This window comes from Peribacillus sp. NPDC101481, from assembly GCF_044767165.1.
GTDB lineage: Bacteria > Bacillota > Bacilli > Bacillales > DSM-1321 > Peribacillus.
The window spans coordinates 500,620-521,089 of sequence record NZ_JBIWNJ010000003.1; the positions used below are offsets into that span (position 1 = coordinate 500,620).

Annotated in this window: 24 protein-coding genes; 14 read left to right on the forward strand and 10 right to left on the reverse strand. The window is 42.3% G+C overall.

Translation table 11 applies throughout. The annotated features are described in order from the left end of the window. Position 1 precedes the first annotated feature (1 nt). Positions 2 to 388: a kinase-associated lipoprotein KapB gene (gene kapB, locus ACIROD_RS21170; protein ID WP_101223613.1), complete on the reverse strand. Its 387-nt coding sequence runs from the start codon at positions 386 to 388 to the stop codon at positions 2 to 4. A 178-nt stretch (positions 389 to 566) separates the two neighbouring features. Here kapB and ACIROD_RS21175 point away from each other — a divergent pair, with 178 nt between their 5' ends. The 4 genes from ACIROD_RS21175 (at position 567) to ACIROD_RS21190 (ending at position 2,820) form a co-directional block, all read left to right on the forward strand. Beyond that, the gene (locus ACIROD_RS21175) at positions 567 to 1,157 is read left to right on the forward strand and encodes a peptidylprolyl isomerase (protein ID WP_098371439.1); all 591 of its coding nucleotides are present in this window, start codon (positions 567 to 569) and stop codon (positions 1,155 to 1,157) included. A gap of 135 nt (positions 1,158 to 1,292) precedes the next feature. Further along, positions 1,293 to 1,517 carry a hypothetical protein gene (locus ACIROD_RS21180; RefSeq protein ID WP_101223612.1) on the forward strand — a complete coding sequence of 75 codons (225 nt, stop codon included), beginning with the start codon at positions 1,293 to 1,295 and terminating at the stop codon, positions 1,515 to 1,517. 171 nt (positions 1,518 to 1,688) lie between these two features. Further along, positions 1,689 to 2,165, forward strand: a complete 477-nt coding sequence (locus ACIROD_RS21185) for a GNAT family N-acetyltransferase (RefSeq protein WP_101223611.1) — start codon at positions 1,689 to 1,691, stop codon at positions 2,163 to 2,165. Between the two features lie 40 nt (positions 2,166 to 2,205). After that, a complete protein-coding gene (locus ACIROD_RS21190) occupies positions 2,206 to 2,820 on the forward strand; it encodes a PH domain-containing protein (protein ID WP_048687662.1) in 615 nt (204 codons plus the stop codon). A gap of 40 nt (positions 2,821 to 2,860) precedes the next feature. Here the strand turns inward: ACIROD_RS21190 and ACIROD_RS21195 are convergent, their stop codons facing one another. After that, positions 2,861 to 3,718 carry a manganese catalase family protein gene (locus ACIROD_RS21195; RefSeq protein WP_230176213.1) on the reverse strand — a complete coding sequence of 286 codons (858 nt, stop codon included), beginning with the start codon at positions 3,716 to 3,718 and terminating at the stop codon, positions 2,861 to 2,863. A 142-nt stretch (positions 3,719 to 3,860) separates the two neighbouring features. On the opposite strand from ACIROD_RS21195, the gene ACIROD_RS21200 reads away from it, so the two are divergent. Then, complete coding sequence (locus ACIROD_RS21200) at positions 3,861 to 4,616, forward strand: TraR/DksA C4-type zinc finger protein (protein WP_101223609.1); 756 nt, start codon at positions 3,861 to 3,863, stop codon at positions 4,614 to 4,616. A 40-nt stretch (positions 4,617 to 4,656) separates the two neighbouring features. Here the strand turns inward: ACIROD_RS21200 and ACIROD_RS21205 are convergent, their stop codons facing one another. After that, positions 4,657 to 5,832, reverse strand: coding sequence for a MalY/PatB family protein (locus ACIROD_RS21205; protein WP_402943811.1), 1,176 nt, complete (start codon positions 5,830 to 5,832; stop codon positions 4,657 to 4,659). A 101-nt stretch (positions 5,833 to 5,933) separates the two neighbouring features. Between ACIROD_RS21205 and ACIROD_RS21210 the strand changes: the two genes are divergently transcribed. Beyond that, positions 5,934 to 6,194, forward strand: a complete 261-nt coding sequence (locus ACIROD_RS21210; protein ID WP_101223607.1) for a DUF1871 family protein — start codon at positions 5,934 to 5,936, stop codon at positions 6,192 to 6,194. Between the two features lie 113 nt (positions 6,195 to 6,307). Here the strand turns inward: ACIROD_RS21210 and ACIROD_RS21215 are convergent, their stop codons facing one another. Then, entirely contained in the window at positions 6,308 to 7,150 is an 843-nt protein-coding gene (locus ACIROD_RS21215) for an alpha/beta fold hydrolase (protein ID WP_101223606.1), read from the reverse strand. Positions 7,151 to 7,455: 305 nt separating this feature from the next. Between ACIROD_RS21215 and ACIROD_RS21220 the strand changes: the two genes are divergently transcribed. Beyond that, complete coding sequence (locus ACIROD_RS21220; protein WP_101223605.1) at positions 7,456 to 7,956, forward strand: Lrp/AsnC family transcriptional regulator; 501 nt, start codon at positions 7,456 to 7,458, stop codon at positions 7,954 to 7,956. Then, positions 7,953 to 9,122: an aminotransferase gene (locus ACIROD_RS21225; RefSeq protein ID WP_402943818.1), complete on the forward strand. Its 1,170-nt coding sequence runs from the start codon at positions 7,953 to 7,955 to the stop codon at positions 9,120 to 9,122. The genes ACIROD_RS21220 and ACIROD_RS21225 overlap by 4 nt, the downstream gene beginning before the upstream one ends. A gap of 158 nt (positions 9,123 to 9,280) precedes the next feature. Here ACIROD_RS21225 and ACIROD_RS21230 read toward each other — a convergent pair whose 3' ends face one another. Both ACIROD_RS21230 and ACIROD_RS21235 read right to left on the reverse strand, forming a co-directional pair. Next, positions 9,281 to 9,634, reverse strand: a complete 354-nt coding sequence (locus ACIROD_RS21230) for a helix-turn-helix domain-containing protein (RefSeq protein ID WP_260358697.1) — start codon at positions 9,632 to 9,634, stop codon at positions 9,281 to 9,283. 140 nt (positions 9,635 to 9,774) lie between these two features. Beyond that, positions 9,775 to 11,118, reverse strand: a complete 1,344-nt coding sequence (locus ACIROD_RS21235) for a sodium-dependent transporter (protein ID WP_402943822.1) — start codon at positions 11,116 to 11,118, stop codon at positions 9,775 to 9,777. A gap of 349 nt (positions 11,119 to 11,467) precedes the next feature. Between ACIROD_RS21235 and yugI the strand changes: the two genes are divergently transcribed. Beyond that, on the forward strand, positions 11,468 to 11,872 hold the full coding sequence (gene yugI, locus ACIROD_RS21240) for a S1 domain-containing post-transcriptional regulator GSP13 (protein ID WP_063234086.1): 405 nt from the start codon (positions 11,468 to 11,470) through the stop codon (positions 11,870 to 11,872). Between the two features lie 156 nt (positions 11,873 to 12,028). Here yugI and ACIROD_RS21245 read toward each other — a convergent pair whose 3' ends face one another. Next, the gene (locus ACIROD_RS21245; protein WP_063234087.1) at positions 12,029 to 12,262 is read right to left on the reverse strand and encodes a DUF378 domain-containing protein; all 234 of its coding nucleotides are present in this window, start codon (positions 12,260 to 12,262) and stop codon (positions 12,029 to 12,031) included. Between the two features lie 203 nt (positions 12,263 to 12,465). Between ACIROD_RS21245 and ACIROD_RS21250 the strand changes: the two genes are divergently transcribed. The 3 genes from ACIROD_RS21250 to ACIROD_RS21260 all read left to right on the forward strand — a co-directional run bounded on the left by ACIROD_RS21250 (position 12,466) and on the right by ACIROD_RS21260 (position 15,746). Then, a complete protein-coding gene (locus tag ACIROD_RS21250) occupies positions 12,466 to 13,629 on the forward strand; it encodes an iron-containing alcohol dehydrogenase (protein ID WP_402943828.1) in 1,164 nt (387 codons plus the stop codon). Between the two features lie 147 nt (positions 13,630 to 13,776). Beyond that, a complete protein-coding gene (locus ACIROD_RS21255; protein WP_101223600.1) occupies positions 13,777 to 15,123 on the forward strand; it encodes a glucose-6-phosphate isomerase in 1,347 nt (448 codons plus the stop codon). Between the two features lie 218 nt (positions 15,124 to 15,341). Further along, positions 15,342 to 15,746 (forward strand): YugN-like family protein, encoded by a 405-nt coding sequence (locus tag ACIROD_RS21260; protein WP_230176218.1) that lies wholly within the window; start codon positions 15,342 to 15,344, stop codon positions 15,744 to 15,746. Here ACIROD_RS21260 and ACIROD_RS21265 read toward each other — a convergent pair. Both ACIROD_RS21265 and ACIROD_RS21270 read right to left on the reverse strand, forming a co-directional pair. Then, positions 15,743 to 16,735 (reverse strand): potassium channel family protein, encoded by a 993-nt coding sequence (locus tag ACIROD_RS21265; RefSeq protein ID WP_402943835.1) that lies wholly within the window; start codon positions 16,733 to 16,735, stop codon positions 15,743 to 15,745. The two genes, ACIROD_RS21260 and ACIROD_RS21265, sit on opposite strands and share 4 nt — an antisense overlap. 244 nt (positions 16,736 to 16,979) lie before the next feature. Further along, entirely contained in the window at positions 16,980 to 18,266 is a 1,287-nt protein-coding gene (locus ACIROD_RS21270) for a glycoside hydrolase family 18 protein (RefSeq protein ID WP_402943839.1), read from the reverse strand. 166 nt (positions 18,267 to 18,432) lie between these two features. On the opposite strand from ACIROD_RS21270, the gene ACIROD_RS21275 reads away from it, so the two are divergent. Beyond that, positions 18,433 to 18,642 (forward strand): alpha/beta-type small acid-soluble spore protein, encoded by a 210-nt coding sequence (locus ACIROD_RS21275; RefSeq protein ID WP_034310322.1) that lies wholly within the window; start codon positions 18,433 to 18,435, stop codon positions 18,640 to 18,642. A 60-nt stretch (positions 18,643 to 18,702) separates the two neighbouring features. Here ACIROD_RS21275 and ACIROD_RS21280 read toward each other — a convergent pair whose 3' ends face one another. Further along, entirely contained in the window at positions 18,703 to 19,452 is a 750-nt protein-coding gene (locus tag ACIROD_RS21280; RefSeq protein ID WP_402943842.1) for a glycerophosphodiester phosphodiesterase, read from the reverse strand. A 147-nt stretch (positions 19,453 to 19,599) separates the two neighbouring features. On the opposite strand from ACIROD_RS21280, the gene ACIROD_RS21285 reads away from it, so the two are divergent. Beyond that, positions 19,600 to 20,427, forward strand: a complete 828-nt coding sequence (locus ACIROD_RS21285) for an undecaprenyl-diphosphate phosphatase (RefSeq protein ID WP_101223595.1) — start codon at positions 19,600 to 19,602, stop codon at positions 20,425 to 20,427. Positions 20,428 to 20,470: the final 43 nt, after the last annotated feature.

Sequence of the window (20,470 nt, forward strand, 5' to 3'; positions counted from 1 at the left end):
TTTATTTAAAATAATCCGTCTCTAGATCTTCAAGCAACTGTAAGCTTTTATCATTCCATTCTGTTTGGACTTCGCTTAAAGTGCCTTTCATTTTCTCAACAGCTTCTCTTAAGGATTCCTTATACTCAGGAATCTCCTCATTAAAGTTCCTGACCATATTCTTTGGTACATTGGTTTGCTCCCGGTAAGCTAGAGCACGCCGCTGATGGAACATGGACACTTCCGTTTGCTTCGGGTTATGAAGATCTCCTTGCATGGGATGCTTCAAGACAGCCAACACTTTAACAAGATATGCAGCAGGTCTGATATCGGTGACTTCTCCGATGTATTTTCCAGTTTTATATATGGCGGTAACCTTATCGCCGATTTTAAAATCCTGTTCTGACATTTCCCTACCACCTTTCTTTTAACTTCCTTCATGATACATAAGAACGACGATTTTTCACAGCGAATTTGTTCAATTTCGTAAAGATGCTTTTTTTATGAAAATCGTGTAAAGTGTACAAATGAAGATGAAAAATGGTGTTTCATGCCATTTAATTTTAAAAAGAAAGAGGTTATGAACAATGACAAACTTTCCACAATTAACAAGTGAAGTTTTGGAAAATGAAAAAGCGGTCATCATGCAAACGACGATGGGCGATATTAAAATTAAACTATTCCCTGAACTGGCTCCGAAGACAGTGGAGAATTTCTTGACACATGCTGAAAACGGTTATTACGAAGGAATCATCTTTCACCGTGTCATCAAGGATTTCATGCTACAAGGCGGAGATCCGACAGGCACTGGAATGGGTGGAGAAAGTATCTGGGGAACTCCATTTGAGGACGAGTTCTCCATGCAATTATTCAATTTGCGCGGAGCTCTTTCCATGGCAAATGCAGGCCCGGGAACAAACGGCAGCCAATTCTTCGTCGTACAAGCCCAGCATGTAGACAGCAGGATGGGTGAGCAAATGAAGCAAGCCGGTTATCCGGAAGAAATCATCAGTGCTTATATGGAGCAAGGCGGCACACCATGGCTGGATCATAAACACTCTGTCTTTGGACAAGTGGTCGAAGGCATGGACGTTGTTGATACGATTGCTAACGTGGAGACAGTTGCGGGAGACAAGCCTGCAGTGGACGTGGTCATAAAAGGGATCACCATTTTATAAATAAAAGAGAAGCGAGGGGCTCAGTGCCTCTCTTTTTTTTCGGGGTTTAGTGGATTAAGCCCACTAGTGGATTGTTCTGGTAATTGATATAATGGGATAATGCAGTTTAATTCCCTATCAGGAAGGATGTATCGGATGGATTTTCTCAATCATGCTTTACTAGGTTTGTTTCTTTACTTTCCGGAAGACAAGACTGAATATATCTCAGCTGGTATAACTTGCTTCATTTTTTTAGTGGCAGCCGTTTTTACGATGAGGGCAATTATAAGATATTCAAAGAAGGAAGAAATGAAAACGAAGCAATTCGAAGATGAGGTCACCAAAAGGAACCAGCGTTTAAAGGATGATACCATCTCTTGAACCCGGAAGATGCCGTGCATCACTAGGGTGCCCCGTTTTTTGAATATTGATTATCTGAATATGAATGGTATTATGTTTTGTTAGAAGGGCGTAAAGAATTAAATGTTCCCTTATCAGCATAAGCATTTTATACTATAAGCATAGAGAGAAATTTTGGGGGCGTAATTGGTTATGCAAATCGTAGCTAAAAGAATGATTGCGGCAGATACGGTCAAGGATTTTTTCATTCAGCACTGGGAGACGACCCAAGTCGTTTTTTCAAGAGGCTTGTTTCATTATGCGGAACTTGAGGGCTTTGGGGTAATGGACGAGAATGAAAAAATCACGGGGTTGGGAACTTACAAATTATCCGACCATGTATGTCAGATCATCTCTTTGAACAGTGAGCATGAGAATCAAGGTGTTGGCTCATCATTGCTTTATGTGATGGAAAATATCGCTAAGGAAAAAAATTGCCATACTATTAAAGCGATTACAACGAACGATAATTTAAAGGCATTGAAGTTTTTTCAAAAGCGTGGTTATGTCATATCGGAAGTCGTTAAAAATGCCGTGGAAGAATCACGGAAAATCAAGCCGGAGATTCCATTTTACAGTTTTGATGGAATTCCGATCCGAGACGAGATAATACTGGAGAAATACTTATAAAAAGGTGTAATTCACCTGGATATTGATAGGGGGAATAGGGATGTTCAAGAAAATGGCGGCAGATGCCCTTGGTCTTAGTGATATTGGAAGTGTGATTAGTCCTGCTGATTATGACAAGGTAGATGCAGATGACTATATCATGCATGAAGATGGGGAAAAAATTTATTTCCTGATTAAATCAAAAACGGATGAGTACTGTTTTACGAATCAAGCGTTCATACATTTGGACGGCACTAGTGCGATAAGCAAAAAGCGTACACTTACAAGATATAGCTACAGCCAGTATACTATATCAAATGCCACGCTTGAAACCGCAGGGACCGTGGATTTGGATGCGGAAATTAAGTTTTCGATCGGTGCAAAGACTTTCTCCATTGATGTTCATAAGAAATTCATAGAAGAATTAAAGGACTTGTTCAAATCACTCGTGAAAATATCGGAAATTTGCCATGAGAATGAGTTTGCCCTTCAATACGCCCAACAAAGCGTAAACCTTGCTTCTTCCACTTTGAACCAGGTTCGCACTGATGGAAGCCAAATGGCTGCGAGCTTCAAGGAAATTAATTCCGCAGCTTTCGAATGGTTGATGGACAGCCGGAAAAAGTACCATGTGAAAGATTTTGGCTTTGTTTTTGAAAAATATATCAATAATTAAAAAAGAAGGCGAACACAGTATGATGTGTCCGCCTTCTTTTTTAATTGTTCAAATCACTCAAGCCAGGGCTATGTTCATTTGGCATATCCGGCATTTCAGGGACCGGGAATCCTTTTGGCGGCTCTGTAACAGCAAGGTTTCCGCCATTTCGGCTCGGTGTTTCCCCTTTGAAAATATCGCCGATTTGAGTTGGATCCAATCTGAAATTGAATTGGGCATTATGGTAGCCTAAATCCACATATTTGCGGCATTCAGGATATTTGTTCAAATCATAATTAGGTACAGGGAAGATTTTCCCCCAGTCGACCCCAAGTGTTTCCAATGCCTTGGCAAATGCATTTTGGTGGGCATTGTCGCGAACCATTAAAAATGCCAGTGTTTCGCGCATTGTTTTATTGGAACTCATTTCATAAATCCTGGACTTTTGCAGGACACCAGTAGATTCAAGCATGACATTGTTCAAAAGGTTGGCCACAAGATTACCGTGATCATAAACCCATGATCCATTCCATGGATTGCCGCCAGCATCGACAGGTAGGGAGGCTTTTGCTCCGATGATGAAATGGTGAGGGTTTGCGCCGCCTTTGATGACTTCATCCAATGGGGCGCCGTCGGTAGCGACATCTCCAGGCATATCCCCGCCAGCACCATTCAGCAGCTGGTTGATGGTTGATTGGACAAGTTCAACGTGGCTGATTTCTTCCAAGAAAACACCACGGAGTAAATCACGATATTGTTTAGCCTTGCCACGGAAATTGGCGCTTTGGAAAGAATACTGCATCATCGTCCGCATTTCACCGAATTGGCCTCCAAGTGTTTCCTGAAGTACTTTTGCTGCATTCGGATCAGGCTTATCGGGAACGATCATATTGATTAAATCTTCCTTATAGAAATACAAATGGAAGCCCTCCTTGAAATTAAAATTTCTAATTTAGCTTCTGTTATCTGAATTAAATTATTCCTAAGGTAAAAAGTACCTTTATGGAATGGCGGGAAGAGAGAAATACTAGAGGGAAGAACGATTTGAAAGGATGTTGCACATGCTATCCAATCAGCAGCTTAAAGAATTTCAACAGCAATTGCAGCAAACGAAGCAAGAGTTGGAAGAGCGATTAAATGATTCAGGCAACTATGATTTAAGAAGAAGCCTGGAGGATTCGACTGGTGAGTTATCGAGTTACGATAATCATCCCGGAGATGAAGGAACCGAGTTATATGAACGGGAAAAGGATTTGGCCCTTTCCGAGCATGATCGGGATGAAATAAGGGATATTGAAAGGGCGCTTTCTGCCATCAAGACAGGTGATTATGGAAAATGCCAGGTTTGTTCAAAGGAAATACCTCTTGAACGTTTGAACGCCATCCCTACTACGACTTATTGTGTCGAGCATACCCCATCACAGGAAACTTCGGACAATCGGCCGGTCGAAGAGGAAGTTTTGGGACCGCCGTTTGGAAGGTTTGATTTTGACGACCGTCACGAATCAGTTGCGTACGACGCGGAGGATTCTTGGCAGGATGTTGCCAGTTATGGAACATCTGAATCGCCTTCCGATTTTGTAAATCCGCCAAACGATTATGAAGATATGTATGTGGAGTCCGAGGAAAATGTCGGCTATGTCGAAAATTATGAAAATTTCGTTGGTGTGGATATATACGGTAAAGAGATAACGGTTTATCCGAACTCGCAATATGAAGAATTGAAGGAAGAACTTTTTGAAGAAAATATCCAAACCTCATTTGGGGATTTGCCCCGATATGAGCATGATCCTTATGTGGATGAAGAAAAAGATTGAAAAAGAAGAACCAGGATTCTAAGCCTGGTTCTTTTTTTATTTAAGAAAAAGCCAATTTCAAACGGTTTAGCCCATCCATCAGAACGCTGCGTGAACAACCGAGATTCATTCTGACAAAACCTTCTCCGCCAGGTCCGTATTTAGAACCAGGCTCCAATGCGAGCTTCCCTTGATGGATAAGTCGATCCTTAATTTCCTTGTCGGTCAATCCAAGGTCACGGCAGTCAATCCATAAAAGGTAAGAGGCATCCGGATGCATGACATGCAGTGAAGGAATTTCGGCTGCAATGAATTCCTCTGCCACTTTTATATTCTCCTCAATGTAGCCAATCATGTCTTCAAGCCATTCCAAGCCCTCCCGATACGCAGCTTCCATTGCTGTTAAGGCAAAGATGTTAAGACCATGGAAGGCCAGTTTCGTTTGAGCCTTTTGCAAAAGCTTCTGCAATTTTTCATTACTTGTGATCAGGAATGAAGCCTGAAGGCCGGCAATATTGAATGTTTTGCTTGGCGCCATCAATGTAACGGTTATGTCCGCTAATTTTTCTGAAAGCGAGCCGATCGGATAATGCCTTGATGTTGTATGGAATAAATCAGCATGTATCTCATCACTGACTATGACTACATCATATTTTTCACATAGCTCCCCGATCCGTAAGAGTTCATCCTTTGTCCAAACGCGTCCGCCGGGGTTATGCGGACTGCAAAAAAGGAATAGTTTCACTCCGCTTTTCAGCTTGTCCTCAAAATCAGTGAAATCGATCTCAAAGCGGTCATTTTCAATGATAAGGGGACTATTGACCACTTCCCGGTCATTATTTTTGATCATATCAAAAAATGGTGTATAAACGGGAGATTGTAACAATATTTTATCGCCCGGGTTCGTGAATGCTTGGATCGTTGTACCGATTGCGGAAACTACGCCGGAGCTGAATGAAATCCAATCTTTATCGATTTGCCAGGAGTGCCGGTCTCTAAGCCAGCTTTGAATTTCAGTGAAGACCGTTTCAGAAGGGACGGTATAACCGAAAATCGGATGATTCAAGCGTTCCATCAATGCCTTTTGAATGCCCTCAGGAGATGGGAAGTCCATATCGGCAACCCACATTGGCAGAACATCCTCGCGCCCATATAAGGATGTGAGGGAGTTTTTATCCCATTTTGCAGACCCTGAATTTTCCCTGTTGATTTGTTCTTCAAATATTGACTTGTTCAAAATATCCACCACCGAATAAAATTTGTCGTCTTCGCGAAAAGCCTGTTGTTATGATACTATGATATCATGTTCTTTGAAAATATTGAGCAGGTGATGATTTTATGGATACACAGCAAATGAATTTAGCATTGGTTGCCGTTTTGCAAGAATGGGACCCTTTCAAGATAGGATGGGATCTATATGAGCCGGAAATTGCCGATACGGTCGTAGCAATCCGGAATATAGATGATCCAAAGGAACTGGCGGAAAAGATAAAATCCATTTACGAGTTCTCGTTCGATGAATCCGTTCAGATGGATAAGTGCCTGGAAATTGCTCAAAAGCTGCTGATCATTAAGAATGATGCCAGCTGTTCGATCTAAAGGTGACAAAGGGTGTACCCAGAAATCAGGGGCACCTTTTTTACGGTTTTTTTTGCTCTTTACTCGAGAGTTTTGCTGTTTTACTCGTGAGTTTCGGCGATTTACTCGTGAGTTTACGTTGGGGTGGCCACCCCAAGAAACCCCTTAATTAGTTGATACACTTCTTCCGGTTTCTCCTCTGGAAGAAGGTGCCCGGAATCCTCAATGACAACAAGCTCGGAATTAGGAAGGTCTTCATGGAGCCTTTCGCCAATACTCAAAGGCACCACTCGGTCATGCCTTCCCCAAATAAGCAGGCATGGTGTATGAATACCACTAAGGTCCTCCTTCAACAAATCGATTTCCTTATCTCGAAGCATCCTCCCCAATGCCCGGAAAATATCATGCTTCTTAATGAATGGCCCTAGGTATCCCTGCCGCATTTCATCGTCAATCATCGCCGGGTCATGGACGACATTTTTCAAGTTCTTTTCGATACCTGACTTTTGCAGATACCGTTTTATCCCGTATGAAAAGAAAGGCAGGTAACTGACCATCTTCATTTTTTCCGAATAGCCGGGCTGATAGCCTGAACCTGCAAGTAGAATGGCATGGTCTGCAAGATCAGGATATGACTTGATGAGCTGCAGGGAAATCTGCCCGCCCATGGAATGGCCGATGATACTGAATTTCCTGATGCCTTTTCCCTCCAAGAATAGAACGACGGATTTAGCGATGTTTCGGAATGAATATGTATATCGATAATCTTTTCCGCTTTGCCCGAATGGCGGGAGGTCGATGGAGATCACATTGTATTCCTTGATTAAATAGGGGACTAATTTACGGAAACTGAAGCTCGATGACAAAAATCCGTGAAGCAGGACAAGGGTGGGGAGAGAATCATCGATTCGGTCATATTCAAAATAGATTTCTATATCACCCACCCGTTCGACACCTTTGATTGTATGACTTTCCAAAAAAAGCTCCTCCTCCGTTATTGGTCAATGATAAAAACCCATGTTAACCTGAATATTCCAAAAAAGGTCCTTTAATACTGTTGCATAACAGTAATTGTAATAATAACGATGAAAAAATACAATTACTATAACAGGTCACCAGCCAATTTTGATATAATAGTGTAAGTTTATCCTGACAGCATAGGACTTATTAAATTATATTGTCATATAGGTTGTTTAAAAAGTCTAATAAGGTAATTCGTGAGACTATCTGCCAGCCAAACCATCACAGCTAAATTAGTGAATTCCAAAAGGGGGGTTTTCCAATGCACTTGAATGAAGAGGAATTGGAAGTCTTGAGAATCATTGAAAATAACAGCCGGATTGATCTGAAGGATTTGGCTAAAATGACCGATCAATCAGAATCGGACATTGAAATAACATTGAAGAAATTAGAAGATATGCGGGTCATTGTACGTTACTTAACAGTCATTAACTGGGCTAAAGTGGATGAATACCATGGTGTCACAGCTATGATCGATGTAAAAGTCACCCCAAAACGCGGCGTCGGTTTCGATGATGTTGCAAAAAGGATTTACAAGTTCAAAGAAGTCGAGTCCGTTTATTTAATGTCTGGGGCTTATGATCTTTCAGTCATTGTCGAAGGACGTTCGATGAACGAAGTGGCAAGCTTTGTTTCGGAAAAACTTTCGACACTGGATTCCGTCATTTCTACGACGACTCACTTCATTATGAAAAAGTACAAGCATGATGGAACCATTTTTGATCAAACTGAAGAAGATAAGCGGATAGTGGTGTCACCATGATTAAAACGAGTTATGTTTCAAAAACGATTGCAGAGCTTAAACCATCAGGCATCCGCCGCTTTTTCGACTTGGCAGCCAATTTGGAAGGGGTCGTCTCGCTTGGTGTGGGTGAACCGGATTTCGTTACATCTTGGGCAGTAAGGGAAGCGGCGATCAACTCCTTGGAGGAAGGATATACCTCATATACGGCCAATGCCGGATTATTTGAATTAAGGTCGGAAATCAGCCGGTATATGGAGAAGCAGTTCCATGTTTCGTATAGACCGGACGATCAAATCATTGTCACGGTCGGAGCAAGCCAGGCCCTGGATATTGCCCTGAGGACCATCTTGAATCCAGGTGAAGAAGTCATTGTCGTCGAACCTTGTTTCGTCGCCTATGCACCGCTTGTGACCATGGCAGGGGGAATACCGGTCACAGTCCAAACATCCAAGGAAGAAGACTTTAAGTTGACTCCCCAACAACTCGAAGCGGCTATCACACCTAAAACGAAGGCCGTTTTAATCTGTTCACCGAATAACCCGACGGGAACCCAGCTTGGGCAGGAAGAATTGGTGATGCTTGCTGACATCGTTAAAAAGCATGACTTGCTGGTGATTTCCGATGAAATCTATGCCGAACTTGCTTATGATGAGGAATTCACTTCTTTTGCTGCCATTGACGGCATGCTTGAGCGGACAATCGTCATCAATGGGTTTTCGAAAGGGTTTGCGATGACTGGATGGCGTCTTGGGTTCGTTTGTGCACCTAAGGAAATTTCGGAAGCGATGCTTAAGCTTCACCAATATGCGATGATGTGTGCGCCGACCGTTGCGCAGCATGCTGCATTGGAAGCATTAAAGAACGGTATGCAGGATGTGGAAGAAATGCGTCGCAGTTATCGGAGAAGACGAAATTATATCGTGAAATCATTTAACGATATGGGGTTGGATTGCCATAATCCTGGCGGGGCTTTTTATGCTTTTCCATCAATCGAGAAGACGGGGATGACTTCGATGGAATTTGCTGAAAAACTTCTGACGGAAGAACTTGTTGCCGTTGTACCGGGAGATGTGTTCGGGGAAAGCGGTGAAGGCCATATCCGCTGTTCTTATGCATCCTCGATGGAACAGCTTCAAGAGGCGCTTCGAAGAATGGAACGTTTCATGAAGAAACATTGTCAATAAAAGCAAAAAAATAGGGATCCGGCCTTTAGCAGCCGGATCCCTTTCCATAGGGGGAATTAGAAAAAAGAGTTAATCTAATGGATTAACATAGAAAGTGTTAATCATAGTATATCCAGTACCGTGAAAAAAAATACACATACTACGACCCATTTTTTGAATTAAGCTTGTGTATTATATAAAGTATGCATAACTTTCAGAATTTGTTCTTCGCTAAAGTCCTTAGCTGTTCTTAGAATGAGCTCCGCTTTTTTGGTTCCGATTTCTTCAATCAGTTTTTTTATGTCCTCGTCGATACCAGCTGGGTTACCGGTTTGGGCATCTTTCAGGAATTCTGAAGCCGGAATGTCAAGAACGGTGGAAAGCCGTAAAATGGTTTGTGTATCAGGAACCGATTCACCTGATTCATACTTTTCGATTTTCTTCGTGCCGATGCGCAATTTCAAAGCCAGTTCCTGTTGAGTGAGGTTGTGATCTTCTCGGTATTGCCGGATATTCTTCGCGATATTTGACATGGTCAGACACTCCTTTTTCAGGAAATATATTTTTATTATGTAATTATTTTACCATATTATTACTTAGGGGAAGTAACGGAATATGTAGGTTTTGTGAAAAAAATGCCGCATCGATAAATATCGAAACGGCATGTTGAATGTTAAATGAGATTAGTTGACTTAAGGAATACGAGTATGATCATGATCGGCACGATGTAGCGAATCAGGAAGTACCAAATTTTAAAAAGTGATCGTCCGGAATCAGCGCCTGATTCGAACTCCTTTTGTACCTCGATCCTTTTCATTTGATAGCCGATGAAAAGGGATATGAACAAGGCGCCGACTGGCAGCGCGATATTGCTTGTCAGATAATCAGCGAAATCAAATATGGATAAATTGAAAATCTTCACATCCGAAAGCACCCCGAATGATAATGCGCTTGGAATCCCAATTAAGAAAACTGTGATACCAGCTATCCAAGAAGCCTTCTTACGCTTTGCAGCATCACCCTTTATCATGGCGGCAACGACGATTTCGAGAATGGAGAATGCCGTAGTAAGGGTGGCAAATAATAATAATATGAAGAAAATGAACATGAAGATCCCACCAAGAGCCATTTCATTGAAAACGGCTGGCAACACGACAAATACCAGTCCAGGCCCGCTCGAAGGGCTGAAGCCTAGTGCAAAAACAGCAGGGAAGATGACCAAACCAGCCAGCAAGGAAATGAAGATATTCAGCCCAACTACCGAAAAGGCTGATTTTGTAATATCTTCTTTTTTGCTTAAATAGGACGCGTAGGTTACCATCACGGAAACACCGACACTTAGTGCAAAGAAGGATTGGCCCAGTGCCAATAGGATCGTTTCCCCTGTTAATGCGGAAAAGTCCGGCTTCAAGAAGAATTTAACACCCTCCATCGCTCCATCCAGAGTCAAGGAACGGATAAGAAGAATGATGAAAAGGATGAACAAGGAAGGCATCATATATTTATTCGCTTTTTCAATTCCCTTGGAAACGCCGCCTTGCACGACCCAAATGGTAAAGACCATGAATAATAACTGAGCGATGACCGTTTCATAAGGATTACTGATTATCTTATTGAAGAAGTTTCCATATTCTTCTTGAGTCAAGTTTGAGAGGGAACCTGTAAAGCTTCTCGCTAAATAAGAGATGATCCAGCCTCCAACAACACTGAAGAAGGAAAGCAGAATGATGGAAGCGACGACACCGCCATATCCGATCAATGCCCAAGGCTTCCCCGGGGCGATATGTTTATATGCGCTAATGGCATCTTTCTGTGCATTGCGGCCAATCGTGAATTCCGCTATTAATATCGGTGCACCTATAAGCAGGGTGAATAAAATGAAGAGCAGGAAAAAGACCCCTCCTCCATTTAGCCCAGTCATATATGGGAGCTTCCAAATGGCACCCAATCCAATAGCGGATCCCGCGGCTGCCAGGATGAACCCGAGTTTTGAAGTCCATTGATCTTGTTTTGACATGATGGAAAATCTCCTTTAGATGTAAAAAAATATCTAGCTGCATATTACTAAATTTTTAAAACATTTTCTCATCTTACTATGATTATGCGGAATTGAATAGTGTTTTAATATTACAATCTTTAGAAAAATGAGTGAATAAATTAAGGGAAATAGAGGTTATTTGCAAATTATTAGGATAAGTTATAAATAAAGATCTTATAATATTTATTATTTCCAAAAAACAAACATTTTTAATGAGTAAAATCCTAAAAAGTATGGTATACTTAACTTTGATTATTTTCCAATTATGTGATATAATTTTTTATTGCGTGAAAAGACGAAAAAATATATATAAAATAGGAGTGTTACCATGTCTGAAAAATTCGAAATTGGTGCGGTAGTTGCTGGTAAAGTAACTGGTATTCAACCATACGGTGCATTTGTTGCTCTAGACGATTCAACTCAAGGTTTAGTTCATATTTCTGAAATTACTCACGGCTTCGTTAAAGATATCAACGAACATTTAAAAGTGGGCGATGAAGTGAAAGTTAAAGTACTTTCCATCGATTCAGCTGCTGGAAAAATCGGCTTATCGATCCGCGCTACAGAAGAAGCTCCTGAGCGTACTGAAGCTCCGAAAAAAGCTCCGAAAAAACGCCAAGCATCTGTTAAAGCGACATCTCACATCGAATCTACTGAAGGTTTCAACACATTGAAAGACAAACTTCAAGAGTGGATTGAACAATCTCAACGCGAAGACTTAATCAAAAAATAATTTTTTTTGAACCGGCCGATCCTTAGATCAGCCGGTTTTTTTTGTCCATTGTCATGGCTGGTAGCGGGGCATATGAATGAAATAAAGCCGGGTCATGTGTTTATCCATGGTCCGGCTTTATTTTATCGAACAGAGACATTGTCCATTGTCATGATCTCAACGAGTCGGTTTGGTTTCAGGCTCTCTGGAAATTTCAGGACTTGGTTTGAAGAGAAGACCAAGATTAATGAGACCGGCAATTCCAACCAATCCATAAACGATACGGGCCAATCCAGCATCTTGCCCTCCGAAAATCGAAGCGACTAAGTCAAATTGGAAAAAACCTATTAAACCCCAGTTGATTGCCCCAATTATTGTAAGAACAAGTGCAGTTCTTTGTATTCCACTCATTGTACAGCCTCCTTTTTTTGAAAAAATCAGTTCTTTACTTATCATGCTTTTCCATCATGTAAATATACATCTACTCAAAAGTTCCGGGCGGATATTTTGTATTTAAATGGAACATTGGTCATAATGAATAAAAGAAAAACTAGCACTTGGCACTGTCGACAATTCAAAAACGGAGTCAATGTGTCATAAAGGAGAGATATCCATTGGAGAATTTCACTTATAAAAATCCTACTAAAGTAATCTTCGGGAAAGGTCAGCTTGAAAGCCTTAAAGCTGAAATTCCTGCGTATGGCGATAAAGTCTTACTTGTATACGGCGGGGGAAGCATAAAGAAAAATGGCTTATATGAAAAAGTGGTCAATGTCTTGAAAGAAATCGATGCAGAGGTGCACGAACTTTCCGGAGTTGAACCGAATCCACGCATCTCAACAGTCCGTAAAGGTGTTGACCTTTGTAAAGAATATGGTATCAAATTTGTCCTTGCCGTTGGAGGAGGAAGCGTCATAGACGCTACAAAGGCCATCGTTGCAGGTGCTAAATATGAGGGAGATCCATGGGATCTTGTCATCAAGAAGGCGCCAGTCGAAGAGGCCCTTCCATTCGGAACGGTACTGACTTTAGCTGCAACCGGCTCTGAAGCGAATTCCGGATCTGTCATAACAAACTGGGAAACGAAAGAGAAATATGGATGGGGAAGTCCGTTGGTATTTCCGCAATTCTCCATTTTGGATCCTGAAAACACTTTTTCGGTACCGAAAGATCAAACGGTATACGGAATGGTCGATATGATGTCACATGTATTCGAAACGTACTTCCATCCGGAAACGCATGCGCCGCTTCAAGACCGTTTTTGTGAATCGCTGTTATCGACGGTGATTGAAACCGCCCCTAAGTTATTGGAAAACCTGGAAGATTACGAGCACCGGGCCACTATCCTATATGCTGGAAATCTAGCCTTGAATGGGTCGCTTGGGGTTGGTTACAGCGGTGATTGGGCAACGCATAACATTGAACATGCCGTTTCAGCTGTTTATGATATCCCGCATGCAGGAGGATTGGCCATCTTATTCCCTAATTGGATGAAGCATGTGCTCCATGAAAATGTCGCACGCTTTAAACAAGTTGCAGTCCGTGTTTTCCATGTAGATCCGGAAGGTAAAACGGATGAGGAAGCGGCCCTTGAAGGCATTGAAAGACTTAGGGCATTTTGGAGCAGCTTAGGGGCGCCGACCAATCTTTCGGACTATGGCATCGATGACTCACAATTGGAAGTCATGGCTGATAAAGCGATGAGCAGAGGGGAGTTTGGACGATTCAAAGTCCTGAACCGTGAAGATGTCCTTGCCATTTTACGGGCTTCATTATAAAAAAGTGGTATGATCCTTTCTCCCGCCTTGCCAGGTGGGAGATTACTTTATAGTCATAATTCGTTATTTACTTGATCGATTTCTTGATTATGAGAATTACATCAGATAAAGTGAAAGGGAAACTAAAGAATCCAAGGAGGAATTTGAATGGCCCATATTCGTTTCGATTATTCAAAAGCCCTGCCGTTTTTCGGGGAGCATGAGATTACCTATTTACAGGATGCTGTAAAAGTGGCACACCATTCCCTGCATGAGCAGACAGGGGCAGGCAATGAATATCTTGGCTGGCTTGATTTACCCGCCAATTATGATAAAGAAGAGTTTTCAAGGATCAAGGAAGCGGCAGCGAAAATAAAAGAAGATTCAGATGTGTTGCTGGTTATCGGTATCGGCGGATCATACCTGGGAGCACGAGCGGCAGTTGAAATGCTTCAACATAGTTTTTATAACATTTTACCGTCGGATAAAAGAAATGCACCGCAAATTTTATTTGTGGGTAATAATATAAGCTCTACATATATGCAGGACGTAATGGACCTATTGGAAAATAGGGATTTCTCGATCAATGTCATCTCTAAATCCGGTACGACCACGGAGCCTGCACTGGCATTCAGGATTTTCCGGAAACTGCTGGAGCAAAAATACGGTGTTGAAGAAGCTAAGAGCCGCATTTATGCGACCACTGATAAAGAAAAGGGCGCATTAAAAACGGTAGCAACGGAGGAAGGTTTCCAAACTTTCGTCATTCCTGATGATGTTGGCGGACGTTACTCGGTCTTAACGGCTGTAGGACTGCTTCCGATTGCGGTCAGCGGGGCGGATATCGATCAAATCATGGAGGGAGCCGAGCGTGCCAGGACGGACTTCAGTTCTTCCGAGCTAGGTGAGAATCAGGCATACCAATATGCGGCGGTTCGGAATATCCTTTACAATAAAGGGAAAACGATTGAAATGCTGATAAACTATGAGCCTGGGCTTCAATACTTCTCTGAGTGGTGGAAACAATTATTTGGAGAAAGTGAAGGAAAGGATCAAAAAGGGATATTCCCTTCATCGGCCAACTTTTCGACTGACCTGCATTCATTAGGGCAGTATGTTCAGGAAGGACGGCGTGACCTTTTTGAAACAGTCATCAAAGTGGAGAAGGCCCGTCATGAAATCTTGATTGAAGAAGCGGAAAATGATTTGGATGGCCTGAATTACCTTACAGGTGAGTCGGTGCAATTCGTGAATAATAAAGCATTTGAGGGTACGCTGTTAGCCCATACGGACGGTGGCGTTCCAAACCTGATCGTAACGGTTCCGCAACTCGATGCTTATACTTTTGGCTACCTTGTATATTTCTTCGAGAAAGCTTGTGCGATGAGCGGATACTTATTGGGTGTAAATCCATTTGATCAGCCTGGAGTGGAAGCCTATAAGGTGAACATGTTTGCTCTTTTAGGCAAGCCTGGTTATGAAAAGAAAAAAGCTGAGCTCGAACAGCGCTTATAATAAAAAAGGCATCAAGCTGGAAATACATCCAGCATGATGCCTTTTTCTCTGTTTGAAAAGCAAAAGCAGTGTCAGGTGAAGAGAAGGAAACTTCACAAAAGCGTAAGGATTGCTTGGAACGCCCATTCCTTTTTCCAATTGAAGGAACAATAAGGCCAGGTTTTTTTTATGGCACTTTGGTTAAGCTAATAGAAAATTAGCGAAAGAGGTTTTATACAATGATTAAAATTTCTTCTCAATTGGAAGGGAAAACATTCGGTTTGTTCGATCTGGAGACGAAGTTAAAACCGGAAGGATATGCGATTGGCGGAGGATGGGATTATGACCACGGGTCTTTTGATTATAAGATTGATGACAGTGATGGCTACCAATTCTTGAGAGTCCCTTTCAAGGCTGTTGATGGTTCACTCGATCAGGACGGGGTAATGGTCAAACTCTTACAGCCGTTTTTGTTATCTCATAAGTACGAGGACGGGATTGATGATGAAGGAAATATCGGAAACCTCTCCGCTTCCTTCAATCAATTTGCCGAGCCTGAAAATCCGGATGCCGAATTTCCGGAAAACTATATCTCATTAGGAAAGACGCTTGTCCGGGATTTGGAAAAGCTTTTATTACATTAATCATCAATGATGAGCAGGGTGTCATCACGATGTATGATTACATCTCCGGGGGGCTTGATTAAGGTCTTGCCTCCTGAAATGATGCCGACCAATAAAATGTCTTGATCGAATAGCTTTACGTTCAACTGTTTAAACGTCAATTTCACCCAGTCATCCTGGATGCTCAGCTGTTTGAGGTTCAATCCATCCTGATCTTTTTGTTCTTCTGCTTCCACAATGATTCCCTTAGATAAGCACTCCTGCATATACTCACTCGCGAATTTATTCGTTTCGACTATACCGTCTGCCCCAGCCCGTAAAGCATTTTCCTTTTGTTCATGCGTCAATATTTCCACAAGACAATACACATGAGGATTCAGACCTTTGACAGCCAGTAACGTTAATATCGAGAACATATCCGTTTGCAGCTCGTCTTGCTTAAGGTCAGCCGTAATAAGGACGCGTATGGCTTGTTTAATATTGGCTTTCTGCAAAACGGAATCCAATGTAGCCTTTCCTTGGATAAAGTGGATATTCGTCCTTGGAAGCGGGTGCTTTTGCAGTGTATCATCTATAAGGACAATGGATTGATGGTGCTTACGATCATGAATGTTTTGGATGATTCTCTTGGAACGGCCATTCCAGCCCACAATGATAATATGTCCGCCGCCGCCGAAAACTTTCTTTCCTGTTAGAAATTGCTGTTCATTGGATATGGAAATTTTAGCGATGTACGCAAAATAAGAAGTAATCAGGCCGGCCCCTGACAAAATGAGGACCATCCCAATGATTTTGCCAAGATTGGTCACGGGAGTGAAATCTCCATAGCCGACCGTTGACATCGTCACGATTGCCCACCAGATGCCATCAAGTAAGGTGGGGAATCTCTTCGGCTCCACAATGTGGATCAAGACCCCGAATGATAGTAAAAATAATGCGATGATGGAAAGCAATCTGATGAAACGCGGAAATCTGGGAACGGTGCTGAAGTATGGACCGATTCGAATCATTTTTTTCACACCCTTTGAGCTGTTCCTTATAGTATGGTCAAAAAAGGCTTGGCTCATAAGGGTCCGGACAGACAAACTTTGAATGATGAATATCGGCATCTTGCCTATCGAATTATAGTAAATGATAAAAGCCCTCCGGAAGATGTCGGAAGGCTTTTGGTGCTGAGTCACGTATCCTGAATGGACTTCATGCTCGATGATTGATTATATGCCCGTTTGAGCTTCGGTATTCCTTTATCTTTTCTTAAACCCTTCTCCGTACGTTGAAGTTATCACTGATGAGCAGCCAGTTTTGGGGGAAGGCTAAGCCGAGCTTCCAATAACTCATTCCCCTTAAGTTCAATTCTTTGAGTAAATCGAATTTTGCCTGAATCGATCTGGCATCTTCAAACCACACCTCATGCTTCCTATCCTCAATATCGGTATAATTGAAGTGCGGGGCCTGTGCGGTTTCATCATACTCGATGGAAACATCATTGTCCGCCGCAATCTGGATGGCTTGCTGCGGACTCACGGCCCTGGCAGTGGATCCCTGTACAAAAGGCAGGGTCCAATCATAGCCATATAGATTTTGCCCCATCATGATCTTGTTGGAAGGAATATCGGTGACGGCATATTCGAGAACATCCCGAACAGGTCCAATTGGTGACACTGCCATTGGGGGTCCGCCGCTATATCCCCATTCATATGTCATGATGATGACGAAGTCGACGATTTCACCATGTGCTTTATAGTCATGGGCCTCATACCAACGGCCTTTTTGCTCAGCACTTGTTTTAGGGGCCAGTGCCGTGGAAATGAACCATCCTTCCTTCTTGAAGCGATCCCTGGCTTTTCGGAGAAATTGATTATAGGCTTCTCTGTCGGCTGGGCGTAAATACTCAAAGTCAAAGTGGATATCGCGGAAACCATATTTCTTTGCCGTTGTAACGATATTGTTCAGGAACTTATTCTGAACGGAAGTATTCGTTAAGATGATTCGCCCGAGCTCATCGCTGAATTGGTCATTCTCCTGATTCGTGATCACCATCATCAGGACATTTTTATTTTCTCTGGCGATGGCAGGGAATTCATTGAGCAATGGCTCTTTTAAGGAGCCGTCTCGTAGCGCCTGGAAGCTGAAAGGGGCTAAGTAGGTTAAATAGGGTGCTGCTTCCCTGGCGGCCGTCTCAAGGGCCGGTGCAACCGTCGTACCCCTCGGCTCGACATAGCCGTTGAATTCGGCGGTCCTTTTCCTCCGAGCCGGAATATAGAGCCGGTATCCAACGGATAGGGTTTGATTTTCGGAAATGCCATTTATATTTGCCAATTCTTGAACAGGGACATCAACCCTTTGGGAAATGGAATAAAGACTATCACCCGGTTGAACGAAATAATAACTGCCGACGATTGGAATGACAAGGGCCTGCCCCGAAACAAGATTATTTGGGTTAGGGATCTTATTTGATTCAACGAGCCTGTCAACGGTTACGCTGTACGTCTGGGCGATGCCATATAACGTCTGGCCTGGCCTAACCACATGTATTTGCAATTTCTTTTCCCTCCTACTGAAAGTTTCCTAACAGTTTATGAGCATAAAAAGAAATTCATGATAAAGAGCTTAGGATTGTGAGAAACACAGATGAAAAAATACAATAAATTGGCAATAATAATTTAAGCTTAAAATGCTAATTAATATTAGTAGGAGGTGAAAACACATGGCAAACAACAATAACAGCAATCAACTTTTAGTATCTGGTGCAGAACAAGCTCTACAACAAATGAAAAATGAAATCGCTAGTGAATTTGGTGTAAACCTAGGTGCTGACACTACTTCTCGTGCTAACGGATCTGTTGGTGGGGAAATCACAAAACGTTTGGTTCAAATGGCTGAACAACAACTAGGCGGTTCAAACTTTTCGCGTTAATTAATTGAATAAATATGGATTTGGAAGAGAAGGGGCATTGCTCCTTCTCTTTCGCATTGTTCAGCCATGTGGCTGCCAAGCTTTTAAAATCTTGATTGCCTTTTCAGGGAAATCAGTCATGATGACGTCGACTCCCAACCCTGCCAGCCTGACGATGTCGACTTCATCATTGGCGACCCAAGGCCGGATTTTATATCCAAGTTTTTTCGCTTTTTCTCTAACTGCTGGAGTCAAGCTGTTTTTATCTGGATGAAAACCCGACTCTTTTTTATCACGTAAGATTTCTTCGAAGTTTTCAGGTAGTCCCTCGAACAATAATGCACGTTCAAGATCTGGGGCAAGCATCTTCACTTTTTCAATGGATTGATGGTTGAAGGAAGAGAGGATCACCCGATTTTCCATTCCATATTGACGAATTAAATCAATGATCTTCTGTTCAATTCCTTTGTAAGCGAGTTTATCCGTTTTGATTTCGATATTCATCAATAAAGCATTTCCCATAGCCCAGTCGAAAACGTCCATTAAAAAAGGAATCCGCTCCCCAAGGAATTCATTGGAAAATTTACTCCCGGCATCAGCCGTTTTCAGTTTTTGTGCCGAATGATCTTTTACATAACCTGTAAGGGTGGTCGTTCGATCAAGTGTTTCGTCATGGATGATGACCAATTCCCCGTCAGAACTGAGGTGGACATCGAACTCGATCCCCTCTGCCCCGATTTCTGCCGCCTTTTGAAATGCTGCCATGGTATTTTCAGGATGCGTACCCTTAGACCCTCTATGGGCGAAAATCAATATGTTTTGCAAAATCATCACTTCCCCTTTAAACTTTATCTTGAACCCTATCATACATGTACGCTTGAATTGTTTCAGCAATGTTTAATAGACAATATTTTAAACAACGAGTAAAATACATATGATATTTCCATAAATAGGTGTTCGAATTATGAGGTGAATAAAATGAATATGTGGGAAATTTTTGTTGCAGTTATCCTTGGTCTTGTGGAAGGATTAACTGAATTTGCTCCTGTATCGTCTACAGGGCATATGATTATCGTTGATGATTTATGGCTGAATTCGAAAGAACTTTTCGGGAGTGAAGTGGCCAATGCCTTCAAGGTGGTCATCCAGCTTGGTTCGATACTCGCCGTTGTCGTGCTCTTCTGGGGACGATTCATGGACTTGCTTGGTTTAAGGAAGCTGAAAGGCACATCGGCTGTGAACGGCCAAAAGCTTAACCTATTGCAGATCATTGTCGGATTGTTGCCGGCGGGCGTTTTAGGTCTTTTATTCGAAGATTATATTGATGATCATTTATTTACGATGAAGACGGTTATCGTCGGATTGTTCTTAGGCGCATTTTTGATGATTGCTGCGGATAAATTCCGTCCAAAGCTGACTGCAGAGACGGTTGACCAAATCACTTATAAACAGGCCTTTGGTGTAGGGTTAATTCAATGTTTGTCACTATGGCCGGGATTCTCACGTTCAGGCTCGACCATTTCAGGTGGAGTGCTTTTGGGTATGAGCTATCGGGCGGCTTCCGATTTCACATTCATCATGGCAGTGCCGATCATGGCTGGTGCCAGCTTGTTGAAAATCGTGAAATACTGGGAAAGCTTCACACCTGAAGTTCTGCCGTTCTTTATTGCAGGTTTCATCAGTGCATTTATCTTTGCATTATTCTGTATCCGCTTTTTCTTGATTTTAATCAATAAAGTTAAATTGACTCCTTTTGCCATTTACCGGATCGTCTTGGCGGTTGTGCTTCTATTCATTATTTGGTAATACGAAATGAAGCTTGAAAGAGGAGAGTGACCACCCCGTCGAT